At 33.9% G+C, this 13,413-nt stretch carries 12 protein-coding genes; 10 read left to right on the plus strand and 2 right to left on the minus strand.

Annotated features, from left to right (window positions below; all coding sequences use genetic code 11):
• Window positions 1-18 precede the first annotated feature (18 nt).
• The 4 genes from BM239_RS03530 to BM239_RS03545 all read left to right on the plus strand — a co-directional run bounded on the left by BM239_RS03530 (window position 19) and on the right by BM239_RS03545 (window position 7,091).
• A complete protein-coding gene (locus BM239_RS03530) occupies window positions 19-954 on the plus strand; it encodes a PorP/SprF family type IX secretion system membrane protein (protein ID WP_092206775.1) in 936 nt (311 codons plus the stop codon).
• A gap of 17 nt (window positions 955-971) precedes the next feature.
• Complete coding sequence (locus tag BM239_RS03535; RefSeq protein WP_092206245.1) at window positions 972-2,840, plus strand: OmpA family protein; 1,869 nt, start codon at window positions 972-974, stop codon at window positions 2,838-2,840.
• Between the two features lie 120 nt (window positions 2,841-2,960).
• Window positions 2,961-6,638 carry a T9SS type B sorting domain-containing protein gene (locus BM239_RS03540; protein ID WP_143094879.1) on the plus strand — a complete coding sequence of 1,226 codons (3,678 nt, stop codon included), beginning with the start codon at window positions 2,961-2,963 and terminating at the stop codon, window positions 6,636-6,638.
• 261 nt (window positions 6,639-6,899) lie between these two features.
• Entirely contained in the window at window positions 6,900-7,091 is a 192-nt protein-coding gene (locus BM239_RS03545; protein WP_092206247.1) for a PID-CTERM protein-sorting domain-containing protein, read from the plus strand.
• 5 nt (window positions 7,092-7,096) lie between these two features.
• On the opposite strand, the gene BM239_RS03550 is transcribed toward BM239_RS03545, so the two are convergent.
• Complete coding sequence (locus BM239_RS03550) at window positions 7,097-7,687, minus strand: riboflavin synthase (protein ID WP_092206248.1); 591 nt, start codon at window positions 7,685-7,687, stop codon at window positions 7,097-7,099.
• A gap of 60 nt (window positions 7,688-7,747) precedes the next feature.
• On the opposite strand from BM239_RS03550, the gene pdxA reads away from it, so the two are divergent.
• The 6 genes from pdxA (at window position 7,748) to accC (ending at window position 12,758) form a co-directional block, all read left to right on the plus strand.
• Window positions 7,748-8,794 carry a 4-hydroxythreonine-4-phosphate dehydrogenase PdxA gene (pdxA, locus tag BM239_RS03555; protein ID WP_092206249.1) on the plus strand — a complete coding sequence of 349 codons (1,047 nt, stop codon included), beginning with the start codon at window positions 7,748-7,750 and terminating at the stop codon, window positions 8,792-8,794.
• 72 nt (window positions 8,795-8,866) lie between these two features.
• A complete protein-coding gene (locus tag BM239_RS03560) occupies window positions 8,867-9,406 on the plus strand; it encodes a YceD family protein (RefSeq protein WP_092206250.1) in 540 nt (179 codons plus the stop codon).
• Between the two features lie 8 nt (window positions 9,407-9,414).
• Complete coding sequence (gene rpmF, locus BM239_RS03565; RefSeq protein WP_092206251.1) at window positions 9,415-9,618, plus strand: 50S ribosomal protein L32; 204 nt, start codon at window positions 9,415-9,417, stop codon at window positions 9,616-9,618.
• Between the two features lie 177 nt (window positions 9,619-9,795).
• Complete coding sequence (locus tag BM239_RS03570; protein ID WP_092206252.1) at window positions 9,796-10,791, plus strand: beta-ketoacyl-ACP synthase III; 996 nt, start codon at window positions 9,796-9,798, stop codon at window positions 10,789-10,791.
• A gap of 37 nt (window positions 10,792-10,828) precedes the next feature.
• A complete protein-coding gene (accB, locus tag BM239_RS03575; protein WP_092206253.1) occupies window positions 10,829-11,314 on the plus strand; it encodes an acetyl-CoA carboxylase biotin carboxyl carrier protein in 486 nt (161 codons plus the stop codon).
• Window positions 11,315-11,405: 91 nt separating this feature from the next.
• The gene (gene accC, locus BM239_RS03580; RefSeq protein WP_092206254.1) at window positions 11,406-12,758 is read left to right on the plus strand and encodes an acetyl-CoA carboxylase biotin carboxylase subunit; all 1,353 of its coding nucleotides are present in this window, start codon (window positions 11,406-11,408) and stop codon (window positions 12,756-12,758) included.
• 39 nt (window positions 12,759-12,797) lie between these two features.
• Here the strand turns inward: accC and BM239_RS03585 are convergent, their stop codons facing one another.
• Window positions 12,798-13,388 (minus strand): hypothetical protein, encoded by a 591-nt coding sequence (locus BM239_RS03585; RefSeq protein WP_092206255.1) that lies wholly within the window; start codon window positions 13,386-13,388, stop codon window positions 12,798-12,800.
• Window positions 13,389-13,413: the final 25 nt, after the last annotated feature.

The following is a 13,413-nucleotide window of genomic DNA, read 5'->3' on the forward strand; positions in this document are numbered from 1 at the left end:
AAGCAACATAAAATACAGATGAAAAAAATATATTTTACACTAGCATTTGCACTTATGATTCTTGTGAGTGCGCAGGCGCAGCAAGATCCACAGTACACCCAATACATGTACAATATGAATGTAATTAATCCAGCCTACGCAGGTTCTAAAGAGAATTTAGCTATTGGATTATTATATCGCTCACAATGGGTAAGTATTGATGATGCACCAAAAACAGCAACTTTAGCCGTACATAGTCCAGTTGGAAAAAATGTAGGTTTAGGTTTGTCTGTTATTTCAGATAAAATAGGTCCAGTTGAAGAAAACAATGTATTTGCTGACTTTTCTTATACTTTAAAGTTAGGAGGAGAACACAAATTAGCCTTCGGTATCAAGGGAGGAGCAACGTTTCAAAAAATTGGCTTATTTAGTGATATAGGTAACGGGTTTGTAACAGATGCAAATGATGAAGCTTTTAGTGAAAACACGAGCAACACCCATTTAAACTTAGGAGCAGGTTTCTTTTACTATACGGATAAATATTACGTATCTTTTTCGGTACCAAATATGCTAAAGAATACCTATTTAGATGTAACAGATAATGGTCAGGAATTTAAGTATGGAACAGACGTGATGCATTATTTCTTATCTGCAGGTTATGTGTTTTCTTTATCTGAAAACACCAAACTGAAACCCTCATTTTTATTGAAGTCGGCGTTTGATGCACCAACATCTTTAGATGTTTCGGCAAATGTGTTATTCTTTGATAAATTTGAATTAGGAGCTACTTATCGATTGGATGACTCGGTTGGAGCTATGGCAAATTTTGCTATTACACCTAATATTCGTGTAGGGTATGCTTACGATTATGTGACGTCAGAACTAAATGTAACAACATCAGGTTCTCATGAAATTATGTTGTTATTCGATTTAAATTTCCCGAAAAAAGTATCTATTTCACCAAGATTTTTCTAATATAAAAAATAGTAAAAATGAAAAAAATATACAGTCTTTTAAGTTTGATTTTTATTGTTATGTCAAGCTTTGGACAAACCCAAAAGTCTGAAAAAGCAGACAAGCTTTTTGATACATATCAATATGTCGATGCTATTGATGCGTACTTAAAATTAGTTGAAAATCAGGATGCGGATGCTCATGTTTACAAGCAATTAGCAGATAGTTATTATAATGTTTTTAATATTGAAGAGGCTTCCAAATGGTACGCTCGTGCGGTTGAAAGCAAGCAAGATGCTGAAACATATTATCGGTATGCACAAGTATTAAGATCGCAAGGAAACTACGAAGCAGCTAATAAACAAATGGATGTTTTTTCTCAAATGTCACCTAGAGATCAACGAGCAGTAGCCCATTTGCAGAATCCAAATTACATTCCTCAGTTAGCTGATAAATCTAAACTGTTCGATGTTTCAGAAACAGCAATCAATGATGCTGAACAAAGTGATTTTGGTGCGGTATTATCAAATGATAATATTCTCTACTTTGTAAGTTCTAGAAACACGAGTAAAAAAGAAGATCAGTGGACTAATAATCCTTATTTAGACATTTATCAATCTGTAAGACGGTCAGACGGGACACTCTCTGAACCAGAATCCGTAAATGCACTAAACACTCCTTATCATGATGGACCAATTACTTTGAGTGCAGATGGGAATACTATGATTTTTTCGCGTGATGGTCACAGTGAAAAATCGTACAAAAAAATTAAAGACAAGAAAATAAAATTAGCCCAACAAGGTTTATACAAAGCCACTTTAGCTGATGGTAAATGGGGAAATATAGAGGCTTTACCTTTTAACAGCAATGAGTATTCCGTAAGTCACCCAAGTTTAAGTAGCGACGGTAAAACGTTATATTTTGCTTCAAATATGCCAGGAGGGTTAGGAGACACAGATATTTGGAAAGTTAGTATTAATGGAAACTCATATGGAGAACCTGAAAATTTAGGAGCCCGAGTAAATACAGCTGGAAAAGAAGGATTTCCGTTTATAAGTGATAATACTATTTTGTATTTTGCATCTAGTGGTAGACAAGGATATGGTGGATTTGATATTTTTAAAGTAGATTTAAAAAATTCTGAAAAAGCCATCAACTTGGGAAACGGTATAAATACTAAAAGAGACGATTTTGCTTTTAGTATTAATAATAATTTAGAAGTCGGATTTTTCTCATCAAATAGATCAGGAGTTGATAACATATTTATGGCAATTCCAATTTGCCAATTTGAAGCTATAGCTTTAGTAACAGATGCTGAAACTAGTCAGCAAATTTCAGATGCGAGAGTGTCCATTTCAGATGCACAAAACAATGTTTTGGCAACTCAAAACACAGACACGAATGGTGAAACTAGTTTTCATGTAAACTGCAATTCAGGTTATATTGTAAACGTATCTAAAGACGGTTATGAAACAGCATCCATTTCCGTTAAAGACCCTGTTAATAATGAGGCAACAGTTAGTGTATCTTTAACGCCAATTAATGAGATGATTACGGATACCGAAGTGAAATTAAGAAATATTTATTTTGAATTTAATAAAAGTAACATTACCCAACAAGGTGCTTTGGAGCTGGATAAATTGGTCAAAATAATGAATGACTATCCTGAAATGAAAATTTTAATAAAATCGCATACCGATTCAAAGGGTAGTTCGGATTATAATTTAAAATTATCAGATAGACGAGCTCAAGCAACCATGCAATATGTTATTTCAAAAGGAATAAGTAAAGAACGATTATCAGCTAAAGGTTTAGGTAGTGCAGAACCAAAAATTGATTGCAATCCAAACTGTACAGATGATGAAAATGCGCAAAATAGACGTTCAGAATTTCTTATAATTAAATAGAATAAGGCTTCAATTAGTATATCTAATCGAAGTAAAATGGAAATATATAAAATGGTTTATTGTTAGTATCTATCTTTTACAGATTAACAATAAATGTATATTAAGATGAAAAGTATAGCCATGAATAAGTTACTGATTTTAGGGTTTTTTATAATTTTGTTTTCTCAAACACATGCACAAGAGCCAAACGATTGTGTGAATGCCATTACGGTTTGCGGTAATGATACGTTTGCTTCAAATGTGCAAGGCCCTGGAAATGTTCAAGAACTATCTGGTTGTAATAATGGTAATCCAGTAACAGAACAAAATATTTTTTGGATTAAAATTGATATTGTCCAAGGTGGAACGCTTGGTTTTGATTTAATTCCTAACGATCCCGCACTTACGGTAGATTATGATTTTTGGGTATATGGTCCAAACCGCTTATGTTCTAATCTAGGAAGCCCAATTAGATGTTCTACAACCAATCCTGATGCTGCTGGTTTAGCAAATAATCATACAGGAATGAATGATAGTACTATTGTTACACAAACAGGTCCAGGTGCAAATGGAACTGGATATGTATATTGGTTAAATGTGGTTCCTGGAGAATCTTATTATATTGCTATCGATAGGTTTGTTGGAGATGATGGCTTTCAAATACAATGGACGGGTTCTGCTATGACTGGTACTGGTGCTTTTCCAGAGCCACCAACAGCTAACGCAATTGATGATGTTTTAACCTGTAGTAGTAATCCGAATATTGGGTTATTTGATCTCAACAGTTTAAAAAACAGTATTAATGCTGATCCAGGTACAACAATCGATTTTTATCCAAGTTTAGCCGATGCAATCGATGGAACAAATGTTTTACCAATTTTTTATTCGAATACATCCAATCCACAACAAATTTATGCTAAAGTCACATCGGGTTCTACAGAATGTTACTCTTTAGTAGATTTTAATTTAGTGGTATCAGCAGTTCCTACCGCAACGGTAGTAGCTTCAGATACCGGCGTCTGTGAGGGCGATGCAGTAACATTTACAATTACAGGCACACCAAATGCAACGGTTCATTACAATGTAAATAGTGGCATAACGCAAAGTGTGCTTTTAGATACTGCTGGTTCAGCAACTTTTACCGAAAACCCAACTGTAAATATTACAGTAGAGTTAGAAGACGCTCAAGTTATAAATGCTAGTAATGCTGTTATTTGTTCGCAAGCATTAAATGAAACCGTGTCAATAACGGTTAATCCATTAATAACACCAACTTTCACACAAGTAGCGTCTATTTGTGAAGGAGACGCACTAGCACCATTACCAACCACGTCTACAAATGGTGTAACAGGAACATGGAGTCCAAGTATTGATAATACTACCACTACCACCTATACATTTACACCAGATGTAGGACAATGTGCTGTACAACAAACAATGGAAATAATAGTAAATCCATCTGTCACACCTGTATTTACTCAAGTTGCTCCCATTTGTGAAGGAGACGCACTAGCACCATTACCAACGACGTCTAATAATGGGATAATTGGAACATGGAGTCCAGCTTTAGATAATACAGCAACTACTATTTACACATTTACACCAAATGCTGGTCAGTGTTCTGCTAATCAAACTATGGAAATAGTTGTCAACCCGAATACTTCTCCAACCTTTATTCAAGTTTCGCCTATTTGTGAAGGCGATGCGTTGGCACCATTACCAACCACATCTATAAATGGTGTAACAGGATCATGGAGTCCAAGTGTTGATAATACCACCACTACAACCTATACATTTACACCTGATGCTGGACAATGTGGTTTGACTCAAACAATGGAAATTATTGTTAACCCCTCATCAATACCAACTTTTACACAAGTAGCGCCAATTTGTGAAGGCGATGCTTTAATACCGTTACCAACTACATCTAATAACGGAATTACAGGAACATGGAGTCCAACTCTTGATAATACAACTACAACCACCTATACCTTTACGCCTGATGCAGGTCAATGTGCTTTTTCACAAACTATGGAGATTATTGTAAACCCTATCATTAATCCTATCTTCACACAAGTAGCACCAATTTGCGAAGGTGATGCGTTGGCACCATTACCAACTACATCAACAAATGGTGTAATAGGATCATGGAGTCCAGCAATAGATAACACGACAACAACAACTTATACCTTCACGCCCAACGTAGGGCAATGCGCAACAACTGAAACCATGCAGATTATTGTAAATCCAACAGTAACACCTGTATTTACACAAGTAGCACCAATTTGTGAAGGCGATGCATTGGCGCCATTACCAACAACATCAACAAATGGTATAACTGGAACATGGAGTCCAGTTTTAGATAATACCACGACTACAACCTACACATTTACGCCAACTAATGGACAATGTGGTTTAGTGCAAACTATGGAAATTATCGTTAACCCATTACCAGTCATTGCTGAAGATAGCGTATTAGCATGTAGTGTTTCAGGAACTGGTTTTTTTGCTTTCGATTTGGATGCAGAAATTCCAAATATTTTAGGAAATTCACAAAGCGTTGCGGATTTTACGGTAACTTTTTATTTTGATGCCACTGGAACCAATATGATTCCAGCCGGTCCTTATACAAATGGTACGCCCTATAGCGAAACTATATATGTAACAATTTCCAATAACAATTCATCCTGTTCTATTACGGTTCCGTATTATTTAATGGTTGAAGATGCCGCTTTAGCAACCATGCCTAATCCTGTTGAAATTTGTGATGATGATGGAACGAATGATGGTGTTCATGAGTTTGATTTAACGTCCTTAAATCCACAAGTTTTAAATGGACAAAATGATGCCATCTATGAGGTGAGTTATTATACCGATAGTTTGGACGCTGAAAATGGAAATAATCCAATTCAAAATCCAGAAACATTCGTTAATACAGATTCACCGTATAATCAAACAATTTACATACGTGTTATAAACTCCAATATTCCTGATATTTGTTTTGCAACAACTTCAGTAGCTTATACGGTAAGTCCTATTTTAAAACCTATTATTTCATCAGCTGATGGTACAAATACTATTTGTGTTGACTTTGATACCGATATCCTACAAAATCAAATTACGTTAGTTAGCGATATTCAAGGTGCTAATTATGACTATACATGGTATTTGAACGGTACCATTATTCCAGGAGCCACACAAGAAACCTATGTTGTAAATACCGTAAATCCAGGGTTATATACTGTTTCAGTTGTTGATACACAATCAGTTGCCAACTGTAACTCTGAAATCAGTGAGCCTTTTGAAGTTATTCAATCTGGTCAAGCTGTGTTTGTTAGTGTTTCTCAATCTGGAGCCTTCGAACCTAATCCAAGTATTACAGTAACTGTTGAAGGGTATGGTGATTATTGGTTTCAATTAGATAATGGTCCAATATTAGATAATGGAGGTGTCTTTACTAATGTATCAGGTGGATTGCATACCGTTTATGTATATGATAGAAAGACTGAAAACCCATCCTGTGGTTTTATTACTATTGATGATATTCGAATTATTGATTATCCAAAAGTAGTAACACCTAATCAAGACGGTTTTAATGACACTTGGAACATAAAAGCATTTAGTAATCAACCATCAGCTCAAATAGATATTTTCGATCGCTATGGTAAAATATTAGCTAGCATCAAGCCTTCAAGAGGCGGCTGGGATGGTACTTACAAAGGAAATAACTTACCATCTAGTGATTATTGGTTTGTATTAACTTACGAAGAATTTGGAGTAACCAAACAATTTCGATCGCATTTTTCATTAAAGCGCTAAACTTTTCAAATAAAATAGTATATTCAATCGTTTAATTAAATGTTATCCTGATACAATAACTAACATGATAACAATTATTTAAAGGGAGTTGTCGATAATTTATTGAATTTATTTTTTAAAAAACATATATTTGATTTTTGTAAGATAAACGGAGATTAATCGGTATTAAATTACCTTTCATCGATTTTTTTTGCCTTTCATAGATGTTTTTTTGATTATTAAATTTTGTAGAGCCAGTTTTTTTTATACATTTACCGCTGAATGAAATTACAAAACACAAAAATAGTTGCCTCAATCTTATTTTTATTAATAAGTTTTGCATGTTTTTCACAAACAGTGCCACCACCACCGCAACCACCAGTACCACCGGGTTTACCTATTGATGGCGGTATTATAATGGGGTTAATTTCGGGTATTGTTTATGGTGTTTACAGACTGATTAAGTCTAAATAATTTAATTATTTATTTAAGTCAAAAAGCTTACTAACGTACTTTCCAATTACATCAAATTCTAGATTTACAATTGTTCCAACTTTAAAAGTGTTAAAGTTTGTATGTTTAAATGTATAGGGAATAATAGCAACACTAAAACTATTTTTTTTAGAGTTTACCACGGTTAAACTTACGCCATTAATGGTTATGGAGCCTTTTTCAATTGTAATATTATTTAATGTTTCATCGTATTTAAACGTAAAAACCCAACTCCCAGAAGCTTCTTCAACATGCGTACATTCTGCAGTTTGATCTACATGACCTTGAACCATATGGCCATCTAATCGTGCGCCTAGTTTCATGGCACGCTCTAAATTTACCGAATCACCAACTTGTAAATTAGAAATATTCGTTTTTTTTATGGTTTCATCAATTGCTGTTACGGTGTAGTTCTTGCCATCAATTTTTACAACGGTTAAACAAATACCGTTGTGTGCTACACTCTGGTCTATTTTTAATTCTGAAGTTATATTTGAGCTCACAGTTATGTGCAAGTTTTGGTCCTCTTTTTCTAATTGTTGGATGTTGCCAATATCTTCTATGATGCCAGTGAACATAAGTATGGATTATTTAGTTAAATTTGCAAAACAAAATTACAAACAAAAGTTAGTTAATTAATGAGGAAAGCAGAAAATGTTATCGTAGGGATCTCTATAGGAGACTTAAATGGTATTGGAGGAGAAATTGTTTTAAAAACATTGGAGGATGTTAGAATGCTTGAATTTTTTACACCCGTAATTTTTGCATCTGCGAAAACCATTTCTTTTTTAAAAAACCACTTTGAATTAGATATAAATTTTAATGGTATTAATAGTTTAGATCAGATTATTACAGGTAAGATTAACGTATTTAATGTTTGGAATGATCGTGTAGATATTAATTTTGGTCAAGAAGATAACCAAATAGGAGAATTTGCTATAAAATCACTTTTTGCCGCAACCAAAGCCTTAAAAGAAGACGCAATAGATGTTTTAGTTACAGCACCAATTAACAAGCACACCATTCAATCAGATCATTTTACGTTCCCTGGTCATACAGATTATCTAGCTCAAGAGTTAGGTGGTGAAAGTTTAATGTTTATGGTTTCCAATAACTTACGTATCGGTTTGTTAACCGATCATGTTCCCGTAAAAGATATTGCCAGTCATATTACCCCAAAACTCATAGAAAGCAAAGTAAATACGGTCTATAATAGTTTGCAAAACGATTTTAACATTAGACGACCAAAAATAGCCGTTTTGGGTATCAATCCACATACTGGTGATAATGGTGTTATAGGAAAAGAAGACGATGAAGTAATGCGTCCAACACTTAAATCTTTAGTTGAAAAAGGTAAGTTAGTGTATGGACCATATGCTGCTGATAGTTTTTTTGGTTCTAGTAATTATAAAAATTTTGATGCTATTATTGCATCCTATCATGACCAAGGTTTAATACCTTTTAAAACATTATCATTCGGTAATGGTGTAAACTATACAGCAGGTTTGTCTAAAATTAGAACGTCACCAGATCACGGTACAGCCTATGAAATTGCTGGAAAAGGAGAAGCCAATGAAAATTCGTTTAAAGAAGCAGTTTTTTTAGCACTTAAACTTTACCATAATAGAATGGAAAATGCGGAATTGGCTAAAAACCCATTAGTTACACCACAAAAAAAGATATAAACAAAAAAATGTTTATAAGTGTTATAAGCTAAATTTTTTTTATATATTTGCAGGCTCAAAATAGATGTGATAATGAGGGAATTGAAAACGTTTACAATACCATTTGTAGGGTTAAAATTAGGGAAACATCAATTTGAGTATAAAGTAGATAAGACGTTCTTTGATTTTTTTGAATATCAAGATTTTAATGATGCTGACATTGCTGTAAACTTGGAATTAAACAAGAAAACAACCTTGTTAGAATTACATTTTGAAATTTCAGGAACAGTAAACGTCAATTGTGATTTAACAAATGAGCCTTACAATCAAGTAATTGAAAACACTTTTGATTTGGTTGTTAAATTTGGTGAAGACTATAATGATGAAGAAATTGATTTATTAGTTTTGCCACATGGAGAATATGAAGTGAATGTACAACAGTATATATATGAAACAATTATATTATCTGTCCCTTCAAAATTAATTCATCCAGGCGTGTTAGATGGCACATTACATTCCGAGATACTTGAAAAATTAGAAGAATTAAGCCCTAAAGAGAAACAAGTAAAAGAAGATAACGAGGAAATTGATCCGCGTTGGAATACATTAAAGAAACTATTAACGGATAAATAATAATAAGAATGGCACATCCTAAAAGAAAAATCTCCAAAACAAGAAGAGATAAAAGAAGAACCCATTATAAAGCAATTGCTCCACAAATTGCAACTTGCCCAACTACTGGTGAAGCGCACTTATATCACAGAGCACACTGGTTTGAAGGTAAATTATATTACAGAGGTCAAGTACTAATTGACAATTCAGTAACGGAAGAAAACGCAGCATAACTACTATGCGTGCATACAAGAAAACGCTCATCACTGAGCGTTTTTTTTATGATAAATTTTTATAGAAGCCAAAAACGACTTAATTTGCACTAAATTAAACCGAAAATCGGTGCGTTTTAACGAAATTTCACCTAAAACGTCACTTTTTAAAGGTTTTAGCGAAATAATTTACACGGTATGAGTAAAATCTCAGCAGCCATTACAGCTGTAGGTGCTTATGTGCCAGAATATGTATTGACTAACAAAATTCTTGAAACGTTAGTGGATACAAATGATGAATGGATTACTTCCAGAACAGGCATTAAAGAGCGTAGAATTTTAAAAGAGGATGGCAAAGGTACTTCGTTTCTTGCCATAAACGCAGCTAAAGATCTTATAAAAAAAACAAGTCTTAATCCCAAAGAAATAGATTTAGTAATTGTGGCAACCGCTTCTCCAGATATGAAGGCGGCTTCAACAGCAGCGTATACTGCTACACAAATTGGAGCAACAAATGCTTTTTCTTTTGATTTGGAAGCAGCCTGCTCTAGCTTTTTATTTGGAATGTCAACAGCATCCAGCTATATTGAATCTGGTCGGTACAAAAAAATACTATTAATAGGTGCAGATAAAAATTCCTCTTTTATAAATTATAAAGATAGAGCAACATGTATCATCTTTGGTGATGGTGCAGGTGCCGTTTTATTTGAACCAAATACTGAAAATTTGGGTCTGCAGGATGAGTATTTAAGAAGCGATGGTGCTGGACGGGAGTTTTTACAAGCTACTTATGGAGGCTCATCATATCCATCCACACCAGAAGCTGTGGCTGCAGGTAAACATTTTGTATATCAAGATGGAAAAACCGTTTTTAAAAATGCTGTTTTTAATATGGCAGACGTTGTCGTTAAAATTTTAGAACGTAATAATCTAACAAAAGAAGATGTATCTTGGTTAGCTGCACATCAAGCTAATAAACGTATTATAGATGCAACAGCAAGTAGAATTGATCTTGACGAACATAAAGTCATGATGAATATTGAAAAATATGGTAATACGACTTCTGCAACTTTACCCTTATTATTAAACGATTATGAATCTCAATTAAAAAAAGGAGATAAAATTATATTTGCTGCCTTTGGAGGTGGATTTACTTGGGGCTCCATTTATTTAAAATGGGCTTATAATTCTTAATAAACTAACAAAAAATTAAACTAAAATCTAAATAATTATGGATTTAAAAGATATTCAAAATTTAATAAAATTTGTAGCAAAGTCTGGTGCTAGTGAGGTAAAATTAGAAACGGATGACGTTAAAATAACTATTAAAACAGGTGGTGATGAGAAGGCTGAAACAACCACTTATGTTCAGCAAATTCCAGTTAGCGCACCAGTTGGGCACGCGCCAGCTGCACCTGCTGCACCTGCGCCTGTAGCAGCAACGGTTGCTCCAGAGGCAGCTTCAGAAGATTCAAAATACATTACAATTAAATCACCTATTATTGGAACACTGTATAGAAAACCGTCTCCAGATAAGCCTGTTTTTGTTGAGGTTGGACAAACCATAAAAGAAGGTGATGTACTTTGTATTATTGAAGCTATGAAGTTATTCAATGAAATTGAATCTGAAATTTCAGGAAAAATAGTAAAAGTTCTAGTTGACGATTCATCACCAGTTGAATTTGATCAACCGTTATTTTTAGTTGATCCATCATAATCTAAAGTTTAAAGTTTAAAATGTAAAGTTCCAAGTTATTCAACTAGAACCTTAAACTTATAAACCATAAACTTATAAACTCAATAGAATTATGTTTAAAAAAATATTAATTGCCAACAGAGGGGAAATAGCCTTACGTGTTATTAGAACCTGTAAAGAAATGGGCATAAAAACGGTTGCTGTTTATTCAACAGTGGATGCCGAAAGTCTTCATGTAAAATTTGCTGATGAGGCTGTTTGTATTGGGCCAGGACCTAGTAGTGAATCGTATTTAAAAATGTCCAATGTTATTGCTGCTGCTGAAATTACCAATGCAGATGCTATTCATCCAGGATATGGATTTTTATCTGAAAATGCTAAATTTTCAAAAATTTGTGAAGAACACGATATTAAATTTATTGGTGCCTCAGCAGATATGATTAATCGCATGGGAGATAAGGCTAATGCTAAAGCAACCATGCTTGAAGCAGGTGTTCCTTGTGTTCCTGGTAGTGAAGGTATTATTAAAGATTACGAACATTGTGAAAAATTAGCTTTAGAAGTTGGTTATCCTGTTATGCTTAAAGCGTCTGCAGGAGGTGGCGGAAAAGGTATGCGTGCGGTTTGGAAAAAAGAACATTTAAAAGATGCTTGGGAATCCGCTCGTCAAGAATCTAAAGCTGCTTTTGGAAATGATGATATGTATATGGAAAAACTCATTGAAGAGCCAAGACATATTGAAATACAAATAGTTGGTGACTCAACTGGAAAAGCCTGTCATTTATCAGAACGCGATTGTTCTGTTCAAAGGCGCCATCAAAAACTAACAGAAGAAGTGCCTTCCCCATTTATGACTACAGCACTACGTAAAAAAATGGGTGATGCAGCCGTGAAAGCAGCTGAATACATTAAGTATGAAGGTGCTGGAACAGTTGAATTTTTAGTGGATAAGCACCGAAATTTCTACTTTATGGAAATGAATACGCGTATCCAAGTAGAACATCCAATTACTGAACAGGTAATTGATTTCGATTTAATTCGTGAACAAATATTAGTAGCCGCTGGAGTACCAATTTCTGGTAAAAACTATACACCAAACTTACACTCTATAGAATGTCGTATCAATGCGGAAGACCCGTTTAATGATTTCAGACCGTCACCAGGAAAAATTACTACGCTTCATGCACCTGGAGGTCATGGCGTTCGTTTGGATACACATGTTTATGCAGGATATACGATTCCTCCTAACTACGATTCCATGATTGCAAAATTAATTACTACGGCACAAACTCGTGAAGAAGCTATTAGTAAAATGAAACGTGCGCTTGATGAATTTGTTATTGAAGGTATAAAAACAACCATTCCTTTTCATAGACAATTAATGGAACACCCAGACTATTTAGCAGGAAATTATACTACTAAATTTATGGAAGATTTTGTTATGGAAAAACCAAATGAAGATTAAATTAAAAAAGCTCCGAAATATATTTTCGGAGCTTTTTAGTTATAAGCGGAATGTTTCCTTTATTTCTGTAATAATTTGCGGTGCTTCATTTGTTGTAAATTGGAGTTTAAGTTCATAGAGATTATCAACTTTAAGTTTTTTAATTGATAATTTCCCATTAGTAATTTTATAGAAGCCATTTTGTCCTTTACAATAGCAAAACCTTCCAAATAGTAATTTTACATTTTGTAAATTTTTGCCTTCTAATTCTAAATCCGTTTCATTCTCCGCAAACTCAATATAAATATGTTCGCTATAGTGACCATCTGATGCATTTGGCACCTCATGGCGTTTGTATTCAAATTGAATAACAATGTTTGGTCCATTAACAATTTCGGGTGAAGGTTTGTTGCCTTCGTAATAGGTTATTAGCAAGCTTTTATTTTTCCACGCAGTAAAGGAGCACGAACCGTCAACAGGACAGATGCTCTTAATTTCATATGCTGTTGTTTGTTTTTTGTCTGTCTTTTTTGAACCACAACCAATGAGAAAAATTAGAAATAAAAATAGAATAAAACGTATATACATATGCGAATTCGAAATTTGTATCTGATTTTCTGTTAAAACTTTGTATTTGTTAATATAAGACATTAATTTTATAACTTATAAATTCTTA

It is taken from the genome of Algorimicrobium echini, assembly GCF_900115185.1.
In the GTDB taxonomy this organism is placed as follows: Bacteria; Bacteroidota; Bacteroidia; order Flavobacteriales; family Flavobacteriaceae; genus Algorimicrobium; species Algorimicrobium echini.

Bases quoted from the DNA above. Each gene is read 5' to 3' on its own strand.
- BM239_RS03530 (WP_092206775.1), top strand. From the start codon at position 19: ATGAAAAAAATATATTTTACACTAGCATTTGCACTTATGATTCTTGTG.
- BM239_RS03550 (WP_092206248.1), bottom strand. From the start codon at position 7,687: ATGTTCACTGGCATCATAGAAGATATTGGCAACATCCAACAATTAGAA.
- BM239_RS03540 (WP_143094879.1), top strand. From the start codon at position 2,961: ATGAATAAGTTACTGATTTTAGGGTTTTTTATAATTTTGTTTTCTCAA.
- BM239_RS03570 (WP_092206252.1), top strand. From the start codon at position 9,796: ATGAGTAAAATCTCAGCAGCCATTACAGCTGTAGGTGCTTATGTGCCA.
- pdxA (WP_092206249.1), top strand. From the start codon at position 7,748: ATGAGGAAAGCAGAAAATGTTATCGTAGGGATCTCTATAGGAGACTTA.
- BM239_RS03545 (WP_092206247.1), top strand. From the start codon at position 6,900: ATGAAATTACAAAACACAAAAATAGTTGCCTCAATCTTATTTTTATTA.
- accB (WP_092206253.1), top strand. From the start codon at position 10,829: ATGGATTTAAAAGATATTCAAAATTTAATAAAATTTGTAGCAAAGTCT.
- rpmF (WP_092206251.1), top strand. From the start codon at position 9,415: ATGGCACATCCTAAAAGAAAAATCTCCAAAACAAGAAGAGATAAAAGA.
- BM239_RS03535 (WP_092206245.1), top strand. From the start codon at position 972: ATGAAAAAAATATACAGTCTTTTAAGTTTGATTTTTATTGTTATGTCA.
- accC (WP_092206254.1), top strand. From the start codon at position 11,406: ATGTTTAAAAAAATATTAATTGCCAACAGAGGGGAAATAGCCTTACGT.
- BM239_RS03585 (WP_092206255.1), bottom strand. From the start codon at position 13,388: ATGTCTTATATTAACAAATACAAAGTTTTAACAGAAAATCAGATACAA.
- BM239_RS03560 (WP_092206250.1), top strand. From the start codon at position 8,867: ATGAGGGAATTGAAAACGTTTACAATACCATTTGTAGGGTTAAAATTA.